This window comes from Vibrio sp. YT-18, from assembly GCF_033337345.1.
Lineage (GTDB): Bacteria > Pseudomonadota > Gammaproteobacteria > Enterobacterales > Vibrionaceae > Vibrio > Vibrio alginolyticus.
The window spans coordinates 354,564-379,610 of record NZ_JAWOQO010000003.1 but is presented as its reverse complement, the minus strand read 5'-3'; the positions used below and the strand labels follow the sequence as shown (position 1 = coordinate 379,610).

General features: G+C 44.3%; 22 protein-coding genes and 1 pseudogene. 5 read left to right on the top strand and 18 right to left on the bottom strand.

All coding sequences use genetic code 11. From position 1 onward, the window contains the following. Nucleotides 1–61 precede the first annotated feature (61 nt). Nucleotides 62–409 (bottom strand): annotated as a pseudogene (locus R7M72_RS06455) (helix-turn-helix domain-containing protein). A gap of 301 nt (nt 410–710) precedes the next feature. On the opposite strand from R7M72_RS06455, the gene R7M72_RS06450 reads away from it, so the two are divergent. Next, nucleotides 711–1,814: a mechanosensitive ion channel family protein gene (locus tag R7M72_RS06450; protein ID WP_005375107.1), complete on the top strand. Its 1,104-nt coding sequence runs from the start codon at nt 711–713 to the stop codon at nt 1,812–1,814. 72 nt (nt 1,815–1,886) lie between these two features. On the opposite strand, the gene R7M72_RS06445 is transcribed toward R7M72_RS06450, so the two are convergent. The 11 genes from R7M72_RS06445 to R7M72_RS06395 all read right to left on the bottom strand — a co-directional run bounded on the left by R7M72_RS06445 (nt 1,887) and on the right by R7M72_RS06395 (nt 15,600). Beyond that, on the bottom strand, nt 1,887–2,606 hold the full coding sequence (locus R7M72_RS06445) for a carbonic anhydrase (protein WP_017635489.1): 720 nt from the start codon (nt 2,604–2,606) through the stop codon (nt 1,887–1,889). A 141-nt stretch (nt 2,607–2,747) separates the two neighbouring features. Further along, nucleotides 2,748–3,716, bottom strand: a complete 969-nt coding sequence (locus R7M72_RS06440) for a spore coat U domain-containing protein (RefSeq protein WP_017635490.1) — start codon at nt 3,714–3,716, stop codon at nt 2,748–2,750. Further along, nucleotides 3,713–6,121 carry a fimbria/pilus outer membrane usher protein gene (locus R7M72_RS06435; RefSeq protein WP_017635491.1) on the bottom strand — a complete coding sequence of 803 codons (2,409 nt, stop codon included), beginning with the start codon at nt 6,119–6,121 and terminating at the stop codon, nt 3,713–3,715. Before R7M72_RS06435 ends, R7M72_RS06440 begins: the two co-directional genes overlap by 4 nt. A gap of 17 nt (nt 6,122–6,138) precedes the next feature. Then, nucleotides 6,139–6,894, bottom strand: a complete 756-nt coding sequence (locus R7M72_RS06430) for a molecular chaperone (RefSeq protein WP_318056108.1) — start codon at nt 6,892–6,894, stop codon at nt 6,139–6,141. A 20-nt stretch (nt 6,895–6,914) separates the two neighbouring features. Further along, on the bottom strand, nt 6,915–7,412 hold the full coding sequence (locus R7M72_RS06425) for a spore coat U domain-containing protein (RefSeq protein WP_017635493.1): 498 nt from the start codon (nt 7,410–7,412) through the stop codon (nt 6,915–6,917). Nucleotides 7,413–7,451: 39 nt separating this feature from the next. Next, the gene (locus tag R7M72_RS06420) at nt 7,452–7,997 is read right to left on the bottom strand and encodes a spore coat U domain-containing protein (RefSeq protein WP_021035866.1); all 546 of its coding nucleotides are present in this window, start codon (nt 7,995–7,997) and stop codon (nt 7,452–7,454) included. A gap of 389 nt (nt 7,998–8,386) precedes the next feature. Continuing rightward, nucleotides 8,387–9,418 carry an L-threonine 3-dehydrogenase gene (gene tdh / locus R7M72_RS06415; RefSeq protein WP_005383983.1) on the bottom strand — a complete coding sequence of 344 codons (1,032 nt, stop codon included), beginning with the start codon at nt 9,416–9,418 and terminating at the stop codon, nt 8,387–8,389. A gap of 44 nt (nt 9,419–9,462) precedes the next feature. Then, entirely contained in the window at nt 9,463–10,656 is a 1,194-nt protein-coding gene (locus R7M72_RS06410) for a glycine C-acetyltransferase (protein WP_005375095.1), read from the bottom strand. A 212-nt stretch (nt 10,657–10,868) separates the two neighbouring features. Further along, on the bottom strand, nt 10,869–13,199 hold the full coding sequence (locus R7M72_RS06405; protein ID WP_258649500.1) for a putative bifunctional diguanylate cyclase/phosphodiesterase: 2,331 nt from the start codon (nt 13,197–13,199) through the stop codon (nt 10,869–10,871). Continuing rightward, on the bottom strand, nt 13,196–14,128 hold the full coding sequence (locus R7M72_RS06400; RefSeq protein ID WP_042521667.1) for a transporter substrate-binding domain-containing protein: 933 nt from the start codon (nt 14,126–14,128) through the stop codon (nt 13,196–13,198). The genes R7M72_RS06405 and R7M72_RS06400 overlap by 4 nt, the downstream gene beginning before the upstream one ends. 62 nt (nt 14,129–14,190) lie before the next feature. Then, nucleotides 14,191–15,600, bottom strand: a complete 1,410-nt coding sequence (locus tag R7M72_RS06395) for an aminotransferase class V-fold PLP-dependent enzyme (RefSeq protein ID WP_258649501.1) — start codon at nt 15,598–15,600, stop codon at nt 14,191–14,193. Nucleotides 15,601–16,141: 541 nt separating this feature from the next. Here R7M72_RS06395 and R7M72_RS06390 point away from each other — a divergent pair. Continuing rightward, nucleotides 16,142–16,657, top strand: coding sequence for a superoxide dismutase family protein (locus tag R7M72_RS06390; protein ID WP_206970609.1), 516 nt, complete (start codon nt 16,142–16,144; stop codon nt 16,655–16,657). A 27-nt stretch (nt 16,658–16,684) separates the two neighbouring features. Here R7M72_RS06390 and R7M72_RS06385 read toward each other — a convergent pair whose 3' ends face one another. The 4 genes from R7M72_RS06385 to R7M72_RS06370 form a co-directional block, all read right to left on the bottom strand. Beyond that, a complete protein-coding gene (locus tag R7M72_RS06385; protein WP_193837772.1) occupies nt 16,685–18,058 on the bottom strand; it encodes a sensor histidine kinase in 1,374 nt (457 codons plus the stop codon). A gap of 116 nt (nt 18,059–18,174) precedes the next feature. Then, on the bottom strand, nt 18,175–18,906 hold the full coding sequence (locus tag R7M72_RS06380) for a response regulator transcription factor (protein WP_017635499.1): 732 nt from the start codon (nt 18,904–18,906) through the stop codon (nt 18,175–18,177). Nucleotides 18,907–19,052: 146 nt separating this feature from the next. After that, nucleotides 19,053–19,748, bottom strand: a complete 696-nt coding sequence (locus R7M72_RS06375; RefSeq protein WP_005443001.1) for a spondin domain-containing protein — start codon at nt 19,746–19,748, stop codon at nt 19,053–19,055. Nucleotides 19,749–19,757: 9 nt separating this feature from the next. Beyond that, nucleotides 19,758–20,441, bottom strand: a complete 684-nt coding sequence (locus tag R7M72_RS06370) for a spondin domain-containing protein (protein WP_005384002.1) — start codon at nt 20,439–20,441, stop codon at nt 19,758–19,760. A gap of 288 nt (nt 20,442–20,729) precedes the next feature. On the opposite strand from R7M72_RS06370, the gene R7M72_RS06365 reads away from it, so the two are divergent. The 3 genes from R7M72_RS06365 (at nt 20,730) to R7M72_RS06355 (ending at nt 22,605) form a co-directional block, all read left to right on the top strand. Further along, a complete protein-coding gene (locus tag R7M72_RS06365) occupies nt 20,730–21,203 on the top strand; it encodes a hypothetical protein (RefSeq protein WP_258649509.1) in 474 nt (157 codons plus the stop codon). A gap of 77 nt (nt 21,204–21,280) precedes the next feature. Then, entirely contained in the window at nt 21,281–22,210 is a 930-nt protein-coding gene (locus R7M72_RS06360; protein ID WP_122069565.1) for a LysR family transcriptional regulator, read from the top strand. 11 nt (nt 22,211–22,221) lie between these two features. Next, entirely contained in the window at nt 22,222–22,605 is a 384-nt protein-coding gene (locus R7M72_RS06355; protein ID WP_053303870.1) for a VOC family protein, read from the top strand. A gap of 51 nt (nt 22,606–22,656) precedes the next feature. Here R7M72_RS06355 and R7M72_RS06350 read toward each other — a convergent pair whose 3' ends face one another. Next, nucleotides 22,657–24,096 carry a PepSY domain-containing protein gene (locus R7M72_RS06350; protein WP_315957284.1) on the bottom strand — a complete coding sequence of 480 codons (1,440 nt, stop codon included), beginning with the start codon at nt 24,094–24,096 and terminating at the stop codon, nt 22,657–22,659. 415 nt (nt 24,097–24,511) lie between these two features. After that, nucleotides 24,512–24,871 (bottom strand): hypothetical protein, encoded by a 360-nt coding sequence (locus R7M72_RS06345; protein ID WP_262634433.1) that lies wholly within the window; start codon nt 24,869–24,871, stop codon nt 24,512–24,514. Between the last annotated feature and the right edge of the window lie 176 nt (nt 24,872–25,047).

Sequence of the window (25,047 nt, the reverse complement as noted above, 5' to 3'; positions counted from 1 at the left end):
AAAACGAGCCAACAGTGGCTCGTTTTTTATTGCTCTTCAACCCGATAATTTGACGAGCAAGCTAGCTAACTTGGTGAACGTACTCGATCACGACTTGGTTTCCGTCGATAAACACGTTACTGATATCGCCATCCACCGTCACACGATTTTATAAATAAACGGTACCAGATGCAGATAGGTCACGCTCCGTCAAAGACGGAATCACCTGACCAGGACGTACATGTAGCTGCTCGCATAGCTGTTTTACAAAACCTAGCGTCAGTGGAGAATTACCACGTAACAAGCCAGAAAACTCGTGTAGACTCAAACCAAGGCGCTTCGCCATTTCCATTTGAGTGATGTGCATTTTGGCTTTTTGTGACATCCAGATGTCGTAGAGCGCGTTTCGATCCAGCTCTGTAAATTCCATATCTGCCTCCGCTAATTCAAGAGCCAATACACTCTCACACTTACTTAAGATAAATGTTAGCGATAAGTCAGAGAAGTTATAATTGATCGTCCAAATATCAACCCTCAATCATTGGTAGCGTACCTCTGAACATGCATGAGGCGGTCGCTCAACAGAACATTGAGGTGACTCTCTTGTCATCGGAAGGAAAAGTCCATCTCGGACGGTTTAGACATAAGTAAATGATTTAAAGGAAATCACTGGGGTGAAGGAGTAATATCTGCTACCTTTCCTTCCATGGTTCACTAGAAATAAGTTACATATGCCACAGTGGTTTACCGAATTACAAAGCTACATTGAAACGTCTCATCAAAATTGGAGTGGGAGCGTCCTTTTCATTACGCTCGCTAGCTTTATAGCTTGGATAGCTTGGCGGCTGATTCGCTCTCGCCTCGCTGCGCTCGTAGAGAAAACGCCCTTCCACTGGGATGATATGTTGCTTGATGCGCTAAAAGCGCCAGTCAGTACACTAATTTGGTGTTGGCCAGCAACCGTCTCTATCGGCATCATATTGGAGAGCGAGCTCAACGATAAAATAAACTGGTTAAGTACGCTGAAACTGATTTTAATCATCAGCATCTTCGTATGGACCGTTATGCGGCTCATTACCAATGTTGAAGAGCATGTTCTCGAACAAAAGAACCGAGATGAAACAACAGTACAAGCGATAGCTAAGGTCGCGCGCCTGTTCTTTATTACCGTCGGAATTCTAACCGTAATGCAGGCATTTGGTCTGTCACTATCGGGCCTCCTTACCTTCGGTGGTGTTGGTGGTTTGATCGTCGGTTTAGCGGCGAAGGATTTGCTGTCTAACTTTTTTGGAGGTCTTATGATCTACTTCGATCGTCCATTTAAAGTTGGCGATTGGATCCGTTCTCCAGACCGACAAATAGAGGGGACAGTAGAACGCATTGGCTGGCGCATGACCATTATCCGAACTTTCGATAAGCGTCCACTGTATGTACCAAACTCAGTGTTTAGCAGCATTGTCGTAGAAAACCCATCTCGCATGCTGAACCGACGTATCTACGAAAAAATTGGACTTCGTTACGACGATGCAGAAAAAATGCCGCAAATTATCACCGCGGTAAAAGAAATGCTGAAAAATCACAAAGACATTGATGCACGCCAAACACTTATCGTTAATTTCGATACATTCGGTCCATCATCATTGCACTTCTTTATCTATACCTTTACTAAAACCGTGAATTGGGTGAGATACCATGAGGTTAAGCAGGACATACTGCTTAAGGTAATCAACATCATTAAAGAACACGATGCAGATATCGCGTTCCCTACTCAGACGCTTAAGCTTGATCCTATACAAATGGTAAAAGCGGAAGAGCAAGAAGATCACGGCTTCTAGTTTTCACCAATACCCAAATAATCAAGCCCGCTATGTTTAAGCGGGCTTTTTATTTTTCTTCGCATGAAGTGGTTATTGTTGCGTTAACACCATACGTGCATTCAGCGGTTGGATTGGGCGATTGTTTTTCCCCATTACTTCCGAAAAAGATTTTATCTGCTCAGGAGAAATAGTTTGTGCTTCTTTCATCACCAACCAACGCACACCTTCAGAGCATGGTGGTGTCGTTAGTGAGCCGTTAAAGCGGTAGTAGTCTTTATCACTTGGGATAAGGGCATCCGCATCAAATGGAACCTTGATGGTAACATCTTGATCTTTAGTTGGAATGTTAGCTAGCATCTTAGCTAAATCTGGGTTCGTGTCACCCAGTTTAAAGAACACCGCGACAACAGCTAGATGACCTACTTTGTCGGCATGCACAAAGTGTACTTCTAGTGGGTATTCTTTACCATCCACATGGTTTTCAGATGGCGTATGGAAGTGGAACTGTTTCAACGTAAACTCTTTACCATCAATGGTGAGTGTGTTTTTACCTTCTAAACCAGTCTGTAAAGTGTGACCATTGTTCAGCAGTGAAATTGCCTTTCCTTCGTAGTCGAAATTCAATTTTTCTAGCTTCGCTTCGGTCGCCGATTCAATGTTGATTGGGCTCTGGTTTTGACCTTTCGCGCACTCAGATGCAAACTCACCCCAATGAGCTGGCCCATGGTTTCCCTCGTAGCCCCAGCTTGCTGCATAAGCTGTTCCTGTAAATACCAGTGCCAAACCTAATGTTGTTAGTGACTTCTTCATCATTTTCCTTATTTCTGAAAGTTAAATTCCGTGAGAATAAAGCCATACTAATCTCACAAAATTAAGCAGTGACAGAGTGAAAACTATGATTACAAAAGATTTTTGGAATAGAAGCCTCTAATGATGTAATTGACATGATGCTCAAAATTGAACGTCAACGATTATTGAGTCGGTGTAAGTACCTGCAGGAGGGGTCGTTTGGCTGGTTAGTATCTGCGCGCGATAATTATAATTCTGTGGAGTGATACCATCAGGAATGGAGCCGCCAGTATCGACGTCACTGTGTTCACGACGTTCAGAACTGGTTCCTCCCCAGCGCTCCATCGTTGATGACTTATAGATTTCATACTCCAAATAGTGACCACTAGAAATCATTCGCCGCTGACCGCCGGACGCATTTAGGCCATCATTCAAGCCAATGGAGAAGGAACTATTCTTGGTACAAGTTAACGATATAACCTGACTGACTGGTTCAAAACCGGCCACTAATGGGGACGAACCAAAATCAATATCTGGCGCTGTGATCATACAATCAGGGGTCACTTCCAACTCAACCGTAATCACGCTTTGAGCGCTGCCATTGGCGCGGCCAATGCATACCCCTAGAACCCCGATCCCCTTACAGTAATCCCAAATCCAGGATACGGTGATTTGGTCTTTATAAGTCCCAGCGGAAAGATTACTACCCACTCCCGTCCGAGCATAGAGCGGAAACTCGGCTTGAGTGCCAAACAACCCGAGTAAATCGATTAACCCGATTTCAAAAAAATTGTAAGTTTGGCCGAATACATACTCTTGTGAAAGACCTGGATCGCCAAAAATCTGATAGCTGAGCTCCGAACTCGGATCATCCTCATTTAATAGCAAACCATTATTTATGCTGTTAAACGTTGCTGATACGTAGTCGCCACTTAACAAAGACACAAGTGTAGAAAAGTCACACGTAATCCCCGCATGAGGCTGAGCTGAGCTTTGCTGCTGAGAGCTTGAAACAGTAAACGAAGAAACATTGCCAAACAAGATTAAAGGTGTTGCCGCCGTGAGCTGACAAGCCATTGTCGAGCACGAGAAAAAGAGAAGTAGGCTAGCAAGCCAGCGGCGCAAAATCATAGTGCGGCCTCTTCTTCGGCTTTGATACAAACCTGCTCAGGCAATGTTTGTATTTTTTGACTCTCACGCTGATACAACCCCTCAATAAACACTTTACATGGCGGCTGTCCTTGAGGATAAAACTGAATGTAGCGGCCTGGGTCAACGCCTTCAAAGTAGGTAAAACCATCCCAACCAATTTGGCTTGTTAAGCCCGTTTCTGAGCGGCCATATGTACCAATCGGAAGGAACAAATGATTTTCGTCTACCACCGTCATGCTCAGTGCAACTTGTAGCTCTATTGGGAACTCTAACAGGTAGCCGTAGCCCGAATGTATCGAAGCAAACTGCTCTGTTGCAGAAAACGCAGCATTGGCAGGTAAATTAAGTGGATCGATTTCATATTTGGCGGTGTAATACGCCGTAGCCCAAGGAACAAGTAAGTAACCTTCATCGTCTGTCACTCCGACAATTTGATTTTCATATTTAACCGGAATACCTTCAAAACCACTGGTGCTCACCACTGCGAAGCTGTCATACACTTCATTCGCCGGGAATATTTCTCCATCCAACGTAGAGACCGAACCTGCCATTTCCGCAAAATAATCATAGTCGCCACTGGTGCCATTTAACCCCGCTCTGAACTGCGCCCATGACGCACGGTAGGTCAAATCGGCCTGTTTACGGTTTTCTGGGTGTTCGTTAATATCATGCGCTAAATTGACGCCCCACCCACCTCGTATTGGCGCAAGGCGGCTGTAACCCACTCGCCCTCTAACATCGCCATCATCCTCTCTTTTCAGCGTTAACCCCGAACTTCCCCCCAAAGAACTGAAAGGTAGAGAGAATTGCGCCAGCGTAACACTCTGACCACCAATACTATGGTTGTAAGAAAGGGACATATTGATATTAAAAGGCAGAGCGTAGCTATAAGTAAGATTTAGGGTACGTGAATCTGAGTCGGATTGTTGAATATCAAAGTACCCACCAGAAAGTGAGCCCCAATCTCCCAAACGCACTCCCATATTGATTTGTGATAGATGGCGCGACGCGAGTGAAGCGTCCTTGCCTTCATCGAGCATTTCGTAATTTGGTAAATGAGATAAGGTATAAAAGTCGGCTTGTTCTACTTGAGTTCGAGCAGCGAAGCTAAACAACCGAGACTGATAACTATAACCTAGCGCATATGAGGTAGATTGATCCTGAAAATTACTCACACGAAACGAGGCATCCACCGTACCCAAGTTGAAAGCATTGGTGACAAAGCCCAACCCCGCAACGATCAGGTCATCTTTTGCTTCAGCTTGAGCTTCTAATGTTAACCAATCAGTCATGCCATGACGCAGAGCGGTAACCACGCCACCGTCTCCATAGTCGTTAGATGCATTACCGAAGTTTTCTCTGATCGCACCAATACTCGCACTGTAAGATGTAAATCCGGTCTTGAGTAGATCGGAAGAGAGAAAAAATGGGCTGGTCATGACCGTTTGCTTACCTTGAGCATCCGTTGCAATTACCGTTGCTTCCCCAGCACCAGAGAGCATTGGAATATCGTTAATAATGAAAGGACCGGGCCCAACATTCATTGAGTCAGTTTTAAAGCCATTGATAAACAAATCTAACGTAGTGGGCGCAGTGACCTCACCGTAAAATGCAGGTAACGGCGTCGTCACGACATCCGGACGCATAGAGAAATCATGTGACAACTGAATACCCGCCAGTCTTACTGGTTGGCTCCAAGATAAAGGGCGAACAATATAGTCCCCTACCTCTATACGAATTCGCTTCTCTTGATTGACGTACTCGTAACTCGTATCAAAACGAGTGTACTGGCTGCTTTGCTGGGACTGAACATCGCGATGAAAGTTAGATTTAAATATCCCGGTAGTAGAAAAAACGCCAAACTCAGAAAAGGCTCTGACTTCATGATTTATAGAAACCTCCTTTTGTCGGCTTTCGTTCTCGTACACACCAAATACGTTGTAGTTAAGCAGGCCACCACGCCCAAACTGAGCCGGGGAAAATCGCCCCATATCCTGCGCTGATAAGCTCTGCATCGGTAACCAATTAGGCGGTACGTCAATTGCAAGTTGCAATGACGATTGCAAGTAACGCACGTTAACACCTGGGATAGACGTAACCTCAAGTCTCTCTTCGGTTCCAGGCAACGACGTGGCGGTAACCCCAACTGAAATGAGGTCCTCCCGGAGCAAAAAGAACTGATCGCCAACTCGCTCAACTTTCGCAACAAGCCCTGTTGCTCTTTGATTGATCACCAACTCCAGATTGAGGCTAATATTCTCAAACTTTTCTAATGAGAAATTTTCAGGACTCGGTAGCTCAGAGAAGTGGTTTGCTGAATTTGCACAAAGACCAATACTGCTCCAGGTTACGCTAAGTAATACCAACCAAAAGAAAGCATTCATTGTTTTAAATCTATTCATTATTGCTTCAATGGTATTTGGTAACGTTTACCTCCAATATTCGCGCTCAAACTCAAGGGTCTGACATTACTATGGGGAATAGACCAAACCTTATACTGTTCAGGAAGAATATAGCGAGCTAGTCCATCGGAAATAACGACAGGATCTTTATTTGGTAGATTCAACTGTAAATTCACTAAGCGAACATGGTGTTTTCCTGAATTTTTAATGTGAACAAAACGCTGATTATTTTTCTTAATAAACTGTGCCTGTAAATCACCCCATAATTCACTGTCACGGTTTGGTTTTTGAGTATCAGTCAGCCCTTTCCCGTAAATAAACAAAGGTATCGAGTAACGCATTCGGACTTTTACAGCGAGTTCATTTTCCGTCAATTCTGTTTGAGGGTTTTGAGTTGGCGGTAATTCATCTATGATCACTCGGTATGCATACTCCTTACCCGCAGAGGCCTCATCTTGGTTGATGATGCGGATTAACTGCTTTTCACCTGGTTCAATTTTGACAAACGGAGGAGTTGCAATTAACTGGCTTTGACTTGAATAGCTATCTTCTCCTTCGTTTTGTTCCCACTTAAAAATTCTCACTTGCAAATAAGAATCAGCACTGCCTTTATTCACCATCCAAAGTGACGTTGCATTACTCTCCTCTGATATTTTGGGGTAAATCGGCCAAATTAATAATGAGTTAGCATTGGCATTTGAGAAAAAAACAAAAAGGAAGGTTATTAATAATAGTTTTTTGAGTATGAATTCCATTTCACCCCTCCAAAGTTCACTTACCACTCTAATGTCAGCGTAAGCGTATCCATATAAATTCCAGCCATTTCATTCCCATTTATTGTCGCCTTTGCCCAGATAGGAAACTGAATATTATCTGGGTCTTGGTCGGTATCGACGGAGTATTGCGTGTCAATATCAAGCACCTGCGTATAATTTAGATCTTGAAACAAAAAGTAATCTACCGTTGTCGCTTCTTCACTGTGCTTTAGCTTACGTACACCGTCCAATGCATTCATCCCGCCATTTACGGAAACATTCATCGTAATACCCGGAGTACAACTTAATGTGAGTGATGAACTGTAAGTGATGCTGCCTTGTACTTCCGTCGCGTAAACTGAAGAATGCTCACCAAAATCTAACGTGCCTATTTGCCCGGCTTGGGTTGCGCTTTCTTCTTGTACTGCGCCGTTAATCAAACAACCTGTATCTACGGTGGCAGACACCTGAAAAGTTTGTGTCGCATCAGCCAGCACAGTTAAAGAACACAAACTCATCGCGACAAGTGAAAAGCCCCTAACAACCAGCGTCACGTTTTACCAGCTTAGCGTCACACTGATGGTATCGGAGTATGTGCCGGCAATGCTGCTCGTACCGTAAGCTTTCGCAAAAAGCTCAATAGTTTGCGATGTTGCACTAGTAAATTCAGACAGAGCTACCGTCCCGCCTTGTATAATTTGTGTGCTTCGGTCTGAATCGGTAAACAACGTATAATCAATAAATTGCGCGCCATTTGACATCGCGTAGGTACCAACGGTCGCACTTGCATCATACAATCCGGTGCCCAATGTAAACGTCGGTGTCACACCGTTACTACAAAGCACTTCAATACCCGTCGCACTACCACCATTTACCACACCATCTTGTTCACTGAAGATTGCAGGCACGTCTCCAAAGGCAAGTGAGCCAAAGCCAACGCCAGAAGCTGCATCTACCGCATTATTTCCATTAATCACACAACCTTGTACAAGGTTAATTGAAACATCAATCGTACCGCTCACTGACGCTCCATTCGCTTGCCAACTAAATGAGGTTAAGAGCAGAGGCATCATCAGATAAAATCTTTTCATATAAAGCTCCATTTTTACATTCCACTGTATATCGGTAACCTTTTTATTAGTTATAGCTCAATTATGACAAACCAAATGCATATAAAATGTAAAACAATAAAAAGAAGCAGGATAAGGATAAAGACGAACAGAAAATAAAAACATTAAACTTAAAAATGACGATTTTTAAGCATGTAATGCTAAAAAATAACCACTAAAAACAAATGGTTATTATCTTATTCCAAATACAGAATCGACAATGAGTTAGAAGGTAGGGTGAAGTTGAGTGGAAAAAATCTAAAAAAAGTAGCAGAACGATACGAGAAGTTTAGAAAAGATTGGCGACCATTTCTTCCCGAAACAAAAATCTTCATGAAACAAAAATGCGCCCCAAAAAGGAGCGCATTTCTTACTTGAATAAGTTATTCCCAATCAAGAATAACTTTGCCTGACATACCGCTGCGCATTACATCGAAGCCTTCTTGGAAGTCATCAATCTTGTAGTGGTGCGTGATGATTGGCGATAGATCCAGACCAGATTGGATCAGTGAAGCCATCTTGTACCAAGTTTCGAACATTTCGCGACCGTAGATACCTTTGATCACCAAGCCTTTGAAGATAACTTGGTTCCAGTCGATACCCATGTCTGACGGTGGAATACCTAGTAGTGCAATGCGACCACCGTGGTTCATTGTGGTTAGCATTGAGTTGAATGCTGCTGGGTTACCAGACATTTCTAGACCAACGTCGAAGCCTTCTGTCATGCCTAGCTCAGCCATTACGTCTTCTAGCTTCTCTTCAGCCACGTTTACTGCGCGTGTTACACCCATCTTACGAGCAAGTTCTAGACGGTATTCGTTCACGTCTGTGATCACTACGTGGCGAGCACCAACGTGTTTAGCAACCGCTGCTGCCATGATACCGATTGGGCCAGCACCTGTGATAAGCACGTCTTCACCTACTAGGTCGAAAGAAAGTGCTGTGTGTACTGCGTTACCAAACGGGTCAAAGATAGACGCTAGATCGTCAGAGATGCCTTCAGGGATCTTGAACGCGTTGAACGCTGGGATAACTAGGTATTCTGCGAATGCACCTTCGCGGTTAACGCCCACACCAATCGTGTTACGGCATAGGTGAGTACGGCCGCCACGACAGTTACGACAATGACCACACGTGATGTGACCTTCGCCAGATACGCGGTCACCGATTTCAAAGCCACGAACTTCCTGACCAATCGCAACCACTTCACCCACGTATTCGTGACCAACAACCATAGGCACTGGAATTGTCTTTTGTGACCATTCGTCCCAGTTGTAGATGTGTACGTCTGTACCACAGATAGCGGTTTTCTTAATTTTGATCAGAATGTCGTTATGGCCAACTTCAGGTTTATCAACCTCAGTCATCCAGATGCCTTCTTCAGGCTTTAGCTTTGATAATGCTTTAATTTTCATAATGTAACCTTAATTAAAGGCCCTATTGTCTAAGGCCTAGAATCTTAAATAAGACCCATGTCCTTACCAACTTGGATGAACGCGTCGATTGCACGGTCTAGTTGCTCGCGAGAGTGCGCCGCAGACATTTGAGTACGGATACGTGCTTGACCTTTTGGTACTACAGGGAATGAGAAGCCGATTACGTAGATGCCTTTCTCCAGCGCACGCTCTGCAAATTCTGCTGCTACTTTTGCGTCGCCAAGCATGATTGGGATGATTGCGTGGTCAGCACCACCCATTGTGAAACCAGCGTCCTCCATACGAGTACGGAAGTGTGCTGCGTTTTCCCATAGACGATCACGTAGGTCACCGCTCTCTTCTAGTAGATCTAGAACGCGGATAGAAGCGCTTACGATTGCTGGTGCAACAGAGTTAGAGAATAGGTATGGACGAGAACGCTGACGTAGCCAGTCAATCACTTCCGCTTTACCAGACGTGTAACCGCCTGAAGCGCCACCCATTGCTTTGCCTAGCGTACCAGTGATGATGTCGATACGGTCAACCACGTTGTGGTGCTCGTGCGTACCTGCACCAGTTTTACCCATGAAGCCAACAGCGTGAGAGTCATCAACCATAGTCAACGCGCCGTACTTCTCTGCTAGGTCACAGATAGCCGGAAGGTTTGCTACTACGCCGTCCATTGAGAACACACCGTCCGTTACGATAAGAATGTGGCGAGCACCTGCTTCTTTCGCAGCGATCAGTTGTTGCTCTAACTCTTCCATGTTGTTGTTTGAGTAGCGGAAACGCATCGCTTTACATAGACGAACACCATCGATGATTGACGCGTGGTTTAAAGCGTCAGAGATGATTGCGTCTTCTTTGCCTAGAATAGTTTCAAATAGGCCCGCGTTTGCGTCGAAACATGATGTGTAAAGAATCGTATCTTCTTTACCTAGGAACTTAGAAAGCTTCTGCTCAAGCTCTTTGTGGATGTCTTGCGTACCACAGATAAAACGTACTGAAGCCATACCAAAGCCGTGCTCGTCCATGCCTGCTTTACCCGCTTCGATAAGTGCCGGGTGGTTAGCAAGACCAAGGTAGTTGTTCGCACAGAAGTTTAGTACTTCTTCACCAGTAGAGATTTTAACAGCCGCTTGCTGTTGAGACGTAATGACACGCTCTGATTTGTAAAGGCCTTCCGCCTTTACTTCTTCGATTTGCTGCTGAATCTGTTGGTAGAATGCAGAAGACATTTGAAATTCCTTCCTAGTTATTTTGGCGAGTATTTACTCGTTTAGAATTAGGCTTAGCCTTTATGTGACGGGCGTCACGGGCTATCACTCATCAATTAATTGTAGTGTAATTCAAGGAAGGAGGAAGGATTATACCTTAAGGTGGAAAAGCATTAATGAATCCTAGGCACAAATTCAATTAATGCTTTTCTATGAGGTTGTTATAAAAGGAATTATAGCCAGGTAGGCTTAGCCAAAAGTGCTTCAAAGTCCTTAGCAGGTAATGGTCGGCTATAGTGGAAACCTTGTCCGAACTCACAGTTTAGGTTTTTCAGGTAATCCACATGACGCTGTTCTTCGATGCCTTCTGCGACGATCTTAAGATCCAGCGCTTTCGCCATTGCTATGATTACGTTCACAAGCTCGCGGTCTGAGTCGTTCTCGAACATATTTTGCATAAAGCTACGATCAATCTTTAAGCGGTCGAACGGAAACTTCTGCAAGTAACTCAGCGCAGAATAACCAGTACCAAAATCATCAATAGTAAGTTTGGTGCCTAACGCTCGTAAGTTATTAAGCATGTCTAATAGCTCAGAATCGTGATTGAAGAGGAGACTTTCTGTCACTTCAATATCGAACTTATCTGACGGAAGACCAGACTCCTCAAGGCTGTGTTTAATAAACGTAAGTAAGCGCTCGCAGTACCTAAATTGAACACTAGAAAAGTTGACAGAAACAAACAACGGAGTCAGACTTTGCCATTGTGCCGCTTGTCGACACGCTTGTTGAATAGCAAACTCACCAATTTGATGAATTAAACCATTTTTCTCTGCAATAGAGATAAACTCTTCAGGGTTTACGAATCCGTACTTGTCATCATTCCAACGCATTAGCGCTTCTGCCCCTACGAGTTTACCACTACTCAGCTCAATAATTGGCTGATAATACAGCTCTAACAACTGATTGGAGATCGCACTTCTCAGACGATTTTCCAGATCTAAGTAGCGTTGCAAGTCTTGGTTCATATTATGGTTATAAAAACAAAAGCCATCACGCCCATCTTGTTTCGCCCGATACATTGCCATATCTGCACATGCAAGAAGCTGCTCAGCGTTGTCTCCGTCATCCGGGAACACAGACATTCCGACGCTGCTACTCAAGAAGAATTCATGGTTGTTCCAAACAAACGGATCGTTAAACGCCGAAAGCACACTTGAAGCAACTCGCTTTGCAGTATCATTATCAGGCAAATCAGGGATGACGAGTAAAAACTCATCCCCACCAATTCTCGCCAATAAGTCTGTTTTTCTCGCGACTTGATACAGTCGCTGAGCACTGAGTTTAAGGATTTCATCCCCAACAAAGTGTCCCATTGAATCGTTAATCTGCTTGAAGTGGTCTAAGTCGATGAACATCACCAAAACTTTAGACCCACTACGCGATGCCCTAATTAACTCCAAAGCCAATCGCTCGGAACCATAACTACGATTAGGCAAATTAGTTAATATGTCATATTTAGCTTGGAAGGCGAGTTCTTTTTCAGACGCTTTTCGACGTTCAATTTCGTTCGTTAATTTTTTATTCTGTTGAGAAAGAATATCTTTACGCTTTTTTTCTTCCTCAAGCTTAATTTTCAATTCAATCCTATTATTGTTCGTGATGAATGCATAACATAAAGCAATGACGATCATAACGGCCAGAATACTCAAACCAATAATAAAGAGCCGTGATGTAAATATATCTCGTTCACTCAAAGGCTCGAACCACGCCATCAATTTGAAGTGATGTTTATCCACAGGCACTTCAAAGTAAATTTTTCCGTCTACAGCCTCAGAAACGAAATAATTCTCATCCTTATTGTGAGAAGGTGTTTTATTTATGGTATCCCATACAACCATTTCCACGTCTTTTATTTTTAGCACCATTCGGCTATAACTACCTTCGTGTTCTTGGTTAGTAAGTTGGTCAATAACAATATTCTTATTAAGATCGGCAATTAAAAAGGCAACAGGCTTTCCGGAGAACTTAACTTGCTTAATGACTTGAATGCGAACGTCATCATTGTATCGCGTCGCGCAAACCTCTTCGGGATGCCCGTGTTGAGTCATTAAGGTTTGTATGTCCATTTTGTGCTCGGCAAGGTTTTCAGATCCAGTGGTGACAATGGTGACTCCATCACTGCCTACCAGCGTGAGCTTTTTATAGATTTGGCTGCTATTAATTAGCTTACTGTCTATCTTCTCATCGAAGCGACGCTTTAAATTAATTAAACTGGCACCTAACCCATACTCCATTGACATTCCAGAAGCTAAATTACCAAAGAATGTTTGTATTGTTTTATCTGTAGCTAGATTATCAACATCTTCACTCGCTATGGTAAATAAATTATCGAGTGTGCTTGCATAACTTTTAACTTTTAAATCTAGTTCTCTGTATTGAGATTCTTTTAATTTATTTTGACCTACGCTAGTCACAGTAATAAGCATAGCTAGGTAAATTGAAACTAATATTGCGCTTATTGTAATAAATCTTTTACTGGAAAATTTTTTAACGGCCTTATTCATCGGACTTTCTTTTTATCTTCTATAAAGTAATCGTTATAAAAGTAGTAAATAGATGGATAGTATTTTTTTACTAATTTTTCGTATGAACCGTCTTTTTTTATCGAGTTTAAATAACGATCAAATGCTTTGCGTAATTCAGGGGAATTTTTACGGAATGCAACAGCCATTTTTTGATTTTCAGATATAGGGCCAATGACTTTTATTTCGCCCGGCCATTTTTCGAGGGCAATTAGCGTATCCGCAACATCTAATAATGTGCTTTCCGCATCATTTTTCATTATCGCTGGAACCATCTCATTAAGGAGACGCGCCCCATCAGGTAATATAACTTTTGCACCTGTGTCATATAAGTCATAAAGGTTAGGATCCAAGCAAGAATGTTCTAAAGCTAACACTTCGCGACCATCGATCAGCTGCTTGACGTTTTTAACATCTTCATTGACCGACCCACTTGGTTTAATCGGGCTCAGACTAGAGTCGGATCTGGAAACCAACCATACACCTGAAGGAAAATAATCTTGTGAAAAATCGACAACCTCAGAGCGCCAATCAAGAATAGTAACGCCATTTGCGATCAAGTCGCCTTCAATTGGAACACTTTCTCCGACAACAGCCTGCTTGTTGTGATATTGCACATTTTGCCCTGTCAACTTACCAACCACGTCGCTCCACTGTGCTGGAACATACTGGTACTGAACACCTAACGACTTGGCAAAACCTTTTATTATCTCTACATCCAAGCCAGTCAAAGTTTCCACTTCACCTTGTTCAATATAGGAGACAAAGTTAGCGTACGGGACACCAATGTGACGCAGTACACCGCGTTCACGGATTTGTTGTAAATCGTCTGACCAAGCGGCAGATGACGCAACAGAGGTAACCATGAGCGCCACCGTCGCTAAAGTTCTTTTGAATGTTATGACTGACATAATAATATCCTTACCTTTCACAAAGCGCCCAATAATGGGCGCTTGAGTGATAAACAACGATGTTAGAACGACGAGTAATACAAATTCGTCATCGCCACTACGAGCCCTTCCACATCTTGTTCGTCATGGAACAAATGCGTAGAGATACGCAGCGCGTAAGTATCAAAGTCATCATCCTTATGCAGCTTAAAGCTAGTCGTACGGATGATGTAACCATACTCTTCACGTAAACGATCTCGGAATTCCGTCAGTATCTCTTCATTAGTTACATCGGAGAACGGGTTAACCGTCGTTAAGCCACTGGTTAAGCCTTCCACGTTTGGTGAATACATTTTGGCTTGTGGTAAGTACTCTTGAAGCAAGGTTTTACATAAACTACCAAGGCTTACAACTCGCTCTTCGATACGGTCTCGACCAATCTCATCCCACATTTTGCAACTATCAACTAGTGCTTGTTTCGCAGGATAGTTATCGTTACCAATGTATTGCATTTGCAGCTGTTTACCTAGGTAATCAGCATGAGAAAGTGAGGAGTTGATCAACCATAACGGGTTCTCTCGGTCACTCCAATACTCATTCAAACGGTTACCGTTATCACGAACATACAGAATACCTGTCGCGCCCGGACCACACTGCCACTTATGACCAGATCCTGCATAGAAATCACAATCCATATCGTGGAAATCAAGGTCAAACATACCGACCGTATGCGCGCCATCAACAAGAGTAGGTACACCATACTCTTTTGCTAAAGCACAAATGGCTTTTGCTGGTAGCGCGGTTCCTGTTTTGTATGTGATATGAGAGAAAACAATTAGGCGAACGTTTTGATTCGCATCAAGCGCGTCTCGGAACGCTTGAATGTAATCTTGCTCAGAAACGTTTTCGGTACCAGTAAATACTGGTAGTTGAATTTCTACCACATCCACACCAAAACGATGTTTCGCTACGTTCATAGGTGATGTTGCAGCAATATGTTCATGGTGTGTCGTTAGAATCACATCACCTGGTTCAAAGTGTAAGCCATTAATGATCGAGCATAAGCCATCAGTAGTGTTGCGGCTGAGAATGATCTCTTCTGGGTTAGCACCAAAACCTGGTGCGACGTCTTTAACCATCTCTGAAACATAAGGCCAAGAGCCAAATTTGCCTTTCATATCCCAAGGATATTTAGCCACCAGCTTGTTGTTATGCTCGTAATCTTCAAGAACATGTTTTGGCATTGAACCTGTTGTACCAATGTTCATGTAAGTGGTTCGTTTGTCCAAAACGAACTGTCTTCGCACTTTACGCCAGAAGCGCTTATCGTGTTTTCTACCTAGCCCGCGGCTGATCCAATCAATTTTCTGTTCTCGTGCTTGAGCTACGCCTGAGAAAGCGGAAGCACTCACACCAGCAACAACAGCTCCTGTTGCGCCTTTCAGAAAATTACGGCGGCTGCTATTAGTCTGAATAGATTCCTTGTCTTTCATCTTTTTCAATCCTTGTCGGAAATTAGCCATATTATTAATTTTAAGTGCGTAACTATCTGTTACTAAAACATTATTACCCATTACAATCAGAGTTTAATTTTTTCCTCTGCCATTAAGTGACTTTAGTTCCAATTTTTTATCTTATTTGATGATATAAGCAACAGTTTGACCACAAATCTATAAACAACAATGTTCACATTAATATATTCGTTAATTTGATTATTCTTTATTGCGGACAATTCCACCAAATTCTTTATAAAACAATTATGAGCTTTGTTATAAAGTCATTAAAAATTTAACTTTGCGTTAATTTAAAAATATTCAGGCTATTTTAAGATTGGCGTCTATTCTTTTTATATCTTAACGATCTCAACATGTTAAGACTAAATAAAAGAAAGCTGATTTCGGATCGAGATATCAGTTTAAGACCATAAAGTGATACACATCACTCTATGACATAAACTCACCGCTCAACATACATAAGTAAAACAGGTTTTCACTAATATGTGCTTGAGCGTACACCCTAAAAGAAGGAGGTCCCATGTTAAAAGGATTGCTATGCATTTCAGTTGCATCCGCTCTTGTCGCCGCCCCTAACGTGCTAGCAAAAACGGTAGAAATGACTGCTCTCAACACCAATGAGAGTGCGGGTACCATTGAGATTTCACAAAGTGATTATGGCGTTGTTTTTACGCCTCAATTATCAGGTTTGTCAGCAGGTGTGCACGGTTTCCATGTTCACACTAATCCATCTTGCGAAAGCATAGAAAAGGATGACAAAACCGTATTAGGCGGCGCAGCAGGTGGCCATTATGATCCTAACAACACAGGGAAGCATGGCTATCCTTGGACCGATGACAATCATTTAGGCGACTTGCCTCCACTCTATGTGGACATGGACGGCAATGCCAATCAGCCCGTTGTCGCGCCTCGCCTAAAATTATCGGATTTAAAAGGTCGAGCGTTAATGATCCATGCAGGTGGTGACAATCACTCCGATCACCCAAGTAAGCTAGGTGGTGGCGGCGCTCGCGTCGTATGTGGTGTTATTGAATAAACATTAACTTATGTCTCACACTTCTCTTTAGATTGCGAGAAGTGTGAACTTCTGTTGATATTGAGAGGATGTTGCATTGGTCTCAAGGTAGCTGTGGTGAAGCATTAAGATCGATTGAACAATCTTCGTCCCGATCCCCAAAGAACCGCCCTCCGCTTCTTCCTCGATGTGATTGACGAAGGTAAAGTGGATACGCGACTTATCCTCACTCAAATGCGCTTGGCAATGCACTTCCGAGCCGATTGGGCTGTGGCGCAATGCATTTTCAAGCAGGTTCAATACCAACCTCTCCAATAGCCCCTTGTCACCCACAGTTTGGATTTCGCTATCGATATCCACTTTCAACACCACTTCTTTACGAGAAAACTGGCTCTGCATCGTTTCAGCACATTCTGCCATCAACACGCCAAGATCTACGGGGCGGTACTCGTAATTTGGCATTGGAGCTTCTTTGCGCGCAGCGTCTAACAAAGAATGTAATTGAGTTGAGAGCTTCTCACAATTTCGGAAAGCGACATCAATCAAAGGATCAGATTCCGGATGTTGCAAACGCCACGTTTCCAAATAGCCAAGCACACTCGATAACGGCGTTTTTAAATCATGACTAAGCTGCAACAAGCTTTGACGACGATGAGACGATTGATACTCCAACTGTAAAAACTGTTGCTGAATGTGCTTCGCCATCATCTGATAAGAGTGCGCAATCGGCACGAGCTCCGGCACTTGGTGAGTAAAATCAGGTTGCAGGCGGAAATCATGTTCAGCTTGCTGTTGAAGTTGCTTGGTCACACGCTCAATCGGGTTCAACAGGCTACGTTTCACCAGCACATAAGCCCCAAGAGCAAAGCCCAAAATGGACACTAAAACCAATCCTGCCAGCGCGATATAAGGAGTATCGACTTGAGCATTGGCAATGGCGTCATGTCGAGTACTGCCAATCACCACGTAGAGATAACCGACCGTCGAGCCTAATTCCTCTATCGCCGCGACAGAAAAGACTTTGTGCTCACCACGATTACGTGGGTCTTCACCCAAAATAGGAAAAGGCTGGTCATTTAAGAATTGCTTAATGGGATTGAGATCCACCTTACCCATGATCTCCGCCCCTTCTGGTGCTGCATGGGTGGTGATATTGCCTTGGCTATCGAGGAAGTAGATTTCAAAATCAGGGCCGATCAGCATGAGCGTGTGAAAGATCGACTTGAGTGCTTTAGGGTTGTAATCCGTCCCGATCATCAGCGGGTTATCATCACGCATGTGGCTAGCTAGCTCTTTATGCAGGCTTTGTTTAGTGCGTAACTCGATGGTTTCTTTTTGCCAATTGTAAGTCAGTGCAATCACCACCGCCGCGAGGCAGAACCACAAGCTAGTAAATACTACCAAGCGAGATTTGAAGCTCATCCTATCGCCTCCTTAAACAGCGGTGTTTTTGAAACACCCGTGATGATTAAAAAATGACGGTGAAAACAACTGCCGACTTACTGTCTTGGCTTGATGTTTTGACTTACTTTCTTGCATTAGTGTCTTGGCTGAAACTTATATCCAACACCCCACACGGTTTGAATGAAGTGATGATCAGAATCAGATAAAGACAACTTGCTGCGTAAACGGTTAATGGTGCTACACACAGTGTGGTGATAACCAGAATGACTGGTGTTCCAAACGTGATCGAGCAGTTCATCTTTACTGTAGACTCTGCCCGGACGAGTCGCGAGAAACTGCAGCAAAGTAAACTCTGTCGCGGTAAGAGTGACATCCTTGTCGTTTAGGGATACTTGGTGCAACTCCGGAATGATTCTCAGCGGACCAAAATCCATCGCATCATCGAGGACTTCATTTGCTACTTTGACTTCTGCGGTTTGGCTGACTCGGCGTAGCACGTTTCGCACTCGTGCTTGGAATTCTAATACGCTAAATGGCTTGGTGATGTAGTCATCAACGCCCGCTTCTAAGCCGTCTACCTTGTCCATTTCACCGTCTCTGGCTGTCAGCATGAGCACTGGGCTCCAATCTTGTTGCTGACGCAAATAATGGCAAATGTCTAGACCATCACCATCTGGTAAACCTCGGTCAAGGATCAATAAATCAAAGGGTTGTTGCTGGTATTGCGTTTTAGCATCGGCAACATTTGTGGCTCGCGATACTTGGTGTCCTTGAAACTTGAGATGCATCTGAACCAGTTCTGCCAAATCATCGTCATCTTCCACCAACAAGATGTTCGCGACTAAATTGATTGCCTGTTGTTCCATGGTCCTTTCCTTGCCTTCGAGTATCCTCACTTTGCACATGACCGGAACAAATTAGAAATTCTTTCAAAAAAGGTTCCGATGACGCCATGAGGGATAAAGCGCTCGGCTACAAGCGCTTTGGAAAGGAGACGTCATCGGAGCCTGTGTTACTCGACTCGAGTGATGGTGACTTTCGCACCTGGGTTCAAGAAACGATGGTTCGCAGAAAGTGCTGAGTTTGCTAATCCATCATCTTGACTAACTACCCCCGCATGGAATGCAACAACGTCACTGCTGTCATTACGAGCGGCATTGAAGCCCTCACCGCCACCTGCTGGGCCCGGGATGGTTGCGGCAAGTTCATCGTTTAGCTCTGTACCGGAATCCCAAACGTTCATGCTCATTTCATAGCTTTCACCTACTGCGAGCGATTTGAGGGATAGCCCCGTTTCGCCAACAAAAGCATCATTGGTATTTACAAACATAGACGCCACAGACAAGTAACCGTAACGACTAGGGTCAACCGTGATGGTGACTTCGTCCGATGCACCCGGCAACACCAATCCATTACCCGAAATGCCTTGGTAAACACTGTCATTGCTGTTCATCAACTCAATCAGCTCTGCGTTACTACCGCCTTCGGCAAGATGCTCAAGTTCAACAGATGCCGCTTGGCCAATTTCAAACAGTTGGTAGTCACCATTGTGAGTGAGTACCGCGAGCGGAGACATAGGTTGATTCGCAGTCAAGTTCGCCACGTTGACGGTGTAGCGGTACGATTTCACTACGTCATTATCATCATCGCTTGGACAACCGGCGAGCAAGCCGACTGAAGCTGCTACTAGTAAGATTCTGTATTTCATACATCCCCCTTACTTCACAACGATTGTGATGGTTGCAACTGGGTTTAACCAACGATGGCTGCTGCTGTCTAGGTCACTGATGCCGCCAGTTGGGTCGCTATCACCAAGGTTACCCGGATGCACGTGAACTTTGTCGTTAGTTACCGTTGCTTCAACGCCTGTGCCGCCAGTACCAAAGGTAATGAAAGGTGGGTTTGGCATGCTAGACGCAAGTTCATCGTTCGCTTCTGTACCGGCATCGTAACTTCTTAGCGTTGCTCGGTATGTACCCGCTTCCGTTGGAATCTTCCAGCTATCCAGACCGACAAAACCATCATTGGTTGGCAGCAACATCGCGCTCAGAGAAAGATAACCGTGGTCGCCACTGTCCAAGGTGAAGGTGGTTGCCACACCCGGATTCAAAATACCACCAGCAGGGTTCTCAACCACCGCACCACCAGCGTTACCAATCACACTAGCAAGACCAGAGATATCACCGCCTTCTGCCATTGCTTCTAGTTCTGGCGTTGCTGCTTGACCCGTTCTGAACATTTGAAGATCAGAGCCATGTGCGGCAACAATAAGAGGCGTAAAGTAGATGCCTTTGGTTGCGTTTGTCACGGTGATTTCCAATTCCGCCGCATTCACTGATGCAGAGCCTAGTGCCATAGCGACTGAAGTCATGACGAGTCCGAGTTGGGTGCGTTTTTTCATTGTGATTCCATCCTTTAATGAGGGTTGAACTACCCAAGCCCATGTGTACGGCTTTACTTCTTTGTTCGTGACTTGAGTAGGTTAAGCATTACGTTTCGAACGTTTTGCGTTCTTGCCTCTAAGAATGACGAGCAAATCTATCAGCAACTTCATCGAATTCTCATAAAATTCTCACAAGTTCTGCTCGAATTCTGTCAACAGCACTTTTTTACTCTTAATCAGCTATTTACACTTCGTGCTCTCCCCTCCTACAATGCAGTATTCCCTGTTTAAATCACGATTCTCACCATGATTCATAACGTTCTGTCTGCCTACTATGGCGAAATCTACGGCATCGCTTTTTTCAACCACTACTTGAGCCATTACGCCCAAAGTGAACAACAAACACTGTGGCAAACCTTGATTGAAGTGGAAGAACTCACCGCAGAAAAGCTCAAACCTGTACTGCTTACAAATGGCATGGATATAGAAAGTCGATACCAAGAGATGCTGGATAAAGGCTTGGCAGATGCAACCAAGTGGATTGGTTTACCATGGCAAGAGTTGGTGGCGACTCTTCTGAAGTGGGTAGAACCTTATGAGGTCAAATATCGAGAGTGGCATGAAGAAGTGAACGCTTCACAACAGTATTCAATCGCTGAGCGAGAAGCTATCGAGTTAATTGCAGGCCATGAAACGGCCATTTATCACTGTTGGCAGCAATACCATACTGGTGAATCTGGCTTGCCTGCACTCAATGCATTTTTGGCAAAATATCGTTAAAGCGAGACGGTGACACTTGAACCTCGTGAAACCGTACCAGACAATATCGTTATTCCGCTGCGCAGAACTGAACAATTATGGTTAATCCAAAACTCATTGCCCTACTTCCTGATCTTGCTTCGTTTATCTTGGTGGTAAACGAAGGCAGTTTTACCGCTGCTGCTAAACAACTCGGCGTAACGCCATCGGCTTTAAGTAAGTTGATCACGCGATTAGAGCAAGCCCTCTCGGTGAAACTGTTTGAGCGCACGACTCGTAAGTTGATCATTACTCAAGCTGGGCAAAAGGTTTACGACCAAAGCATCGCAATGGTGAATGCCGCGCAGCAAGCCGTTGAGTTATCTGCAGAAGATCATGCTGAGCCAACAGGCGCACTCACAGTGGCAGCCCCAGAAGCTTTTCTTAATTCGGTGCTTCAACCGTTTGTGTTGCCATTCCTAGAACGTTATCCAAATATACAGCTTAAGCTGCGTGCAGCAGATGGTGAGATCGATCTGTTCCGCCAAGGAATTGATGTCGCATTCAAGCTCACCGACAAACCCGATGAGAATCTGGTACTCAAAGAGATCAGCAAGACCAATCTCGTTTTATGTGCCTCTCCAGATTACCTCACCAAACACGGTATGCCTGAGCATCCCACTGAACTTGAGCAGCACGACTGCATTTACCTTGCCGAGAACGACAAAGACAACATCTGGTCATTCTTTAAAGAAGAAGCGTTCCACTCCATTGCCGTGAGTGGACGCTACGCCGTCAACCATTCTCAAATGCGCTTGAACGGGGTTAAGTCTGGCTTGGGAATTGGGATCTTCCATGACTTCGTGATCAAAGACGCATTAGAGCAAGGGGAAGTGGTGGAAGTATTGCCGGATTGGATGATCAAGAGTAACTACCATGGCGCTATCGCGATGCAGTATGCACAAACCAAATACATGCCTGCTCGTCTACGCGTGTTTATCGACTTCGTTAAGGAGCATTTAGTCTCCGAGGAAACTAACCATGCTTGAAGAGGCTAACCATGTTTAATGCTATTCATCACGTCGCGATCATTTGCAGCGATTACCCAAAGTCAAAACGCTTTTACACTGAAGTGTTGGGATTAAAAGTCATTGCTGAAAACTATCGTGAAGCCAGAGACTCATACAAGCTTGACCTCGCTTTACCTGACGGCAGCCAAGTGGAACTGTTTAGCTTTCCGGGCGCACCAGAGAGACCGAGCTTTCCTGAAGCACAAGGGTTAAGGCATCTCGCATTTTTGGTTGATGATGTTGAACAAGTGAAAGCCTACCTAGAATCGAATGACGTTGAAGTTGAGCCAATTCGTATTGACGAATTCACAGGTAAAGCCTTTACCTTCTTCCAAGATCCAGATGGCTTACCGCTGGAAATTTATCAGAAATAAAAAGAGCCAGAACTTCGCTGGCTCTTCTACTATTCCACTCTTTGTCTGTTACTAATTCAACGCCGTTTTCAGCTTCTCGACGCGGTTAAACAACAACCAATCCAGAGCTAGAACCGTAACAATAGCCAAACCGCCCATCGGGAACGCCAGACACAATACTACCAACGTTACTAAACCAAGCTTCCAAATACCGCCTTGCTGAAACTTAGGTGGCGCGCCCAATGCAGCACTGCGACTTGGTCTACGAATCCACCACATCACCACACCTGTGATTGAGATTAAGATGAACGCCAAACAGAATACCACGTTGAGCACTTTGTTAAGCACACTGACATCACCTTGATGCAATGACACACCTGCCGCCATTAACTTGGCAAACAAACTGTAATCTTGCCACGTGACGTCCACCAACAAGCGACCGGAATATTGGTCAAAGTGGCTGGTGCGATCTTGTCTTGGGTCGGAAATATCGCCGCCCATAGAGTTAGCTGCAACGGTGTAAACGCCCGCCTCAGAGCGTGGCAAAAACAGCTTATAGCCAGTGAAGCCCAACATTTCAGCCTTGAGGATGATATCATCAATGGAGAACGCATCATGGTTGCCTGCGTATGCCATCTCTTCTTTCATATTGGCATGATCATGAGCGGGCTTATCTTTCGATTCTGGCACAGCAGCAAGCTCTAAGTTCCATGGCATCTCTTCTGAAGCACCATGGTTAAGATCTTTGTGTGTCAGTGAGGATTCCGGTTTCTCACCCCATGTGTAATAGGTTGGGAAGGTATTCCAAGCTTGTACCATTTTCGCACCCCAGATCTCTGCCCACGACAATCCTGAAATCAAAAAGAACAACAGCACAATCGACAGCACACCACCTAAATTCGCATGCAGGTCACGAATCAAAATTCGAGGGCCATTGTTAAAGCGGATTTTCAAAAAGCCGGCGCGGCTGGCGTTGTCTCTAGGTAACCAAAGGTACAAACCAGACACCAACAGCAAAATCCCCAAACTTGCGGCGATTTCAATTAAGCGGTCACCTAGGTCGCCGATGAGCAAGGTGCCGTGAATGCTGTTCATCAGTTCATAGATGCTATCACCACGATTAATGGTGCCTTGTACGTCTCCTGTGTAAGGATTTACTGCAACAATCAGAGAGCTGCCTTCTTGGTTTTGAATCGAGAATCGGTTGGCAATATCGGCCGTTTTAGCAGGTACAAATTGAGTGACATTAAAATCGGGATACGCCTGCTTTACGGTTTCTAACTGTGCAGAGACAGGAACCATTTGTTCTTGTGGTGAAACTTGTAATATCGCTTCGTATCGAGCCAGTTCGATTTCATCATCAAACAACATCACCAACCCCGTGAGGGAAAGCATGAGCATAAATGGAATGACGAACAAACCTGCGTAGAAGTGCCATCGCCACGTCATAAAGTAGATGGATTTTGCGCGTGAGGCTTCCTTGAGTTGAGGCTTTGCCGAGTTTCTCAACATGTGTATTTTCCTTTTTTCATTGTTGAACACCCAAATTCAGCCAAACGCGTCCTGCACATACGTATTCGTATGCGGCGCTATTTGACTTAGATTCGGGAGTACTACTGCTCGAAGTGGCAGTGTTGCTGACTATATACCCAAGTGACTTCAAGATGCTGGATTCAGAGCGTTGTCATTGATTCGAGTGCAAAGAAAACAACGCTGTGTAATAGACAACTCTTTCCAAGTTGTTTGAAGCAGCAATCGGAGCAATGACACGCTCCCGAAGGGCGAGTTGCCTTGGCTTGTATACTTTGTTGTCGATATCTTGATTTAGACCCACTAGACCTTTAAATCGCCGCCGCGTCTACAAACCAAGTCATTCTCGCTGAACCAAGCATCTCGAGGCTACTTGGGTATCGTGTAATTGTTTTTGTTATGAGAAAAAGGAAACTGGCGGCGCTCGAGGAACTGGTGTTTCAAATCGCACACTTAGAGCCAAATAAGCGTAGCTGTCAGAAGTCACCAAGCTCTGTCTTGAAAGTATCGGTGTCGTTGGAAGTGTATCGTGATGAAAAGTCGAGAAGTGGCTAAACGGACAAGGCTTGCCTTTGTGGCTGACCGAATTGTCGCCCTCTTCTATTTGGACCAACTCAAATCCGTTAAGCGTACATAGCGTCGCCCACACGCCCATGCTGTTACCATGAGCATTGATAACAGGCATCAGCGTCACTAGCACCCAACTGAGAGCACTAGCAAATAACATCGAGCGGTAAAAAGGAATTAATCTACGCATAACGGTGACTTAACAAATTTCACACAGCGTAACCAATTTTGAGTGATAGCTCAAAAAACAGGATCAATAAGTGGTTGCTACCTCACAGGTTTTCTTGAATGCATCGATTGACAGGCGCAAAAAAGCCCGCCGAAATGGCAGGCTGATAATGTGTTCATTCATTACTTAGAGATAAC

Excerpts from the sequence above, each read along its gene's own strand:
- R7M72_RS06450 (WP_005375107.1), top strand. The coding sequence starts at position 711 with ATGCCACAGTGGTTTACCGAATTACAAAGCTACATTGAAACGTCTCAT.
- R7M72_RS06445 (WP_017635489.1), bottom strand. The coding sequence starts at position 2,606 with ATGAAGAAGTCACTAACAACATTAGGTTTGGCACTGGTATTTACAGGA.
- R7M72_RS06440 (WP_017635490.1), bottom strand. The coding sequence starts at position 3,716 with ATGATTTTGCGCCGCTGGCTTGCTAGCCTACTTCTCTTTTTCTCGTGC.
- R7M72_RS06435 (WP_017635491.1), bottom strand. The coding sequence starts at position 6,121 with ATGAATGCTTTCTTTTGGTTGGTATTACTTAGCGTAACCTGGAGCAGT.
- R7M72_RS06430 (WP_318056108.1), bottom strand. The coding sequence starts at position 6,894 with ATGGAATTCATACTCAAAAAACTATTATTAATAACCTTCCTTTTTGTT.
- R7M72_RS06425 (WP_017635493.1), bottom strand. The coding sequence starts at position 7,412 with ATGAGTTTGTGTTCTTTAACTGTGCTGGCTGATGCGACACAAACTTTT.
- R7M72_RS06420 (WP_021035866.1), bottom strand. The coding sequence starts at position 7,997 with ATGGAGCTTTATATGAAAAGATTTTATCTGATGATGCCTCTGCTCTTA.
- tdh (WP_005383983.1), bottom strand. The coding sequence starts at position 9,418 with ATGAAAATTAAAGCATTATCAAAGCTAAAGCCTGAAGAAGGCATCTGG.
- R7M72_RS06410 (WP_005375095.1), bottom strand. The coding sequence starts at position 10,656 with ATGTCTTCTGCATTCTACCAACAGATTCAGCAGCAAATCGAAGAAGTA.
- R7M72_RS06405 (WP_258649500.1), bottom strand. The coding sequence starts at position 13,199 with ATGAATAAGGCCGTTAAAAAATTTTCCAGTAAAAGATTTATTACAATA.
- R7M72_RS06400 (WP_042521667.1), bottom strand. The coding sequence starts at position 14,128 with ATGTCAGTCATAACATTCAAAAGAACTTTAGCGACGGTGGCGCTCATG.
- R7M72_RS06395 (WP_258649501.1), bottom strand. The coding sequence starts at position 15,600 with ATGAAAGACAAGGAATCTATTCAGACTAATAGCAGCCGCCGTAATTTT.
- R7M72_RS06390 (WP_206970609.1), top strand. The coding sequence starts at position 16,142 with ATGTTAAAAGGATTGCTATGCATTTCAGTTGCATCCGCTCTTGTCGCC.
- R7M72_RS06385 (WP_193837772.1), bottom strand. The coding sequence starts at position 18,058 with ATGAGCTTCAAATCTCGCTTGGTAGTATTTACTAGCTTGTGGTTCTGC.
- R7M72_RS06380 (WP_017635499.1), bottom strand. The coding sequence starts at position 18,906 with ATGGAACAACAGGCAATCAATTTAGTCGCGAACATCTTGTTGGTGGAA.
- R7M72_RS06375 (WP_005443001.1), bottom strand. The coding sequence starts at position 19,748 with ATGAAATACAGAATCTTACTAGTAGCAGCTTCAGTCGGCTTGCTCGCC.
- R7M72_RS06370 (WP_005384002.1), bottom strand. The coding sequence starts at position 20,441 with ATGAAAAAACGCACCCAACTCGGACTCGTCATGACTTCAGTCGCTATG.
- R7M72_RS06365 (WP_258649509.1), top strand. The coding sequence starts at position 20,730 with ATGATTCATAACGTTCTGTCTGCCTACTATGGCGAAATCTACGGCATC.
- R7M72_RS06360 (WP_122069565.1), top strand. The coding sequence starts at position 21,281 with ATGGTTAATCCAAAACTCATTGCCCTACTTCCTGATCTTGCTTCGTTT.
- R7M72_RS06355 (WP_053303870.1), top strand. The coding sequence starts at position 22,222 with ATGTTTAATGCTATTCATCACGTCGCGATCATTTGCAGCGATTACCCA.
- R7M72_RS06350 (WP_315957284.1), bottom strand. The coding sequence starts at position 24,096 with ATGTTGAGAAACTCGGCAAAGCCTCAACTCAAGGAAGCCTCACGCGCA.
- R7M72_RS06345 (WP_262634433.1), bottom strand. The coding sequence starts at position 24,871 with ATGCGTAGATTAATTCCTTTTTACCGCTCGATGTTATTTGCTAGTGCT.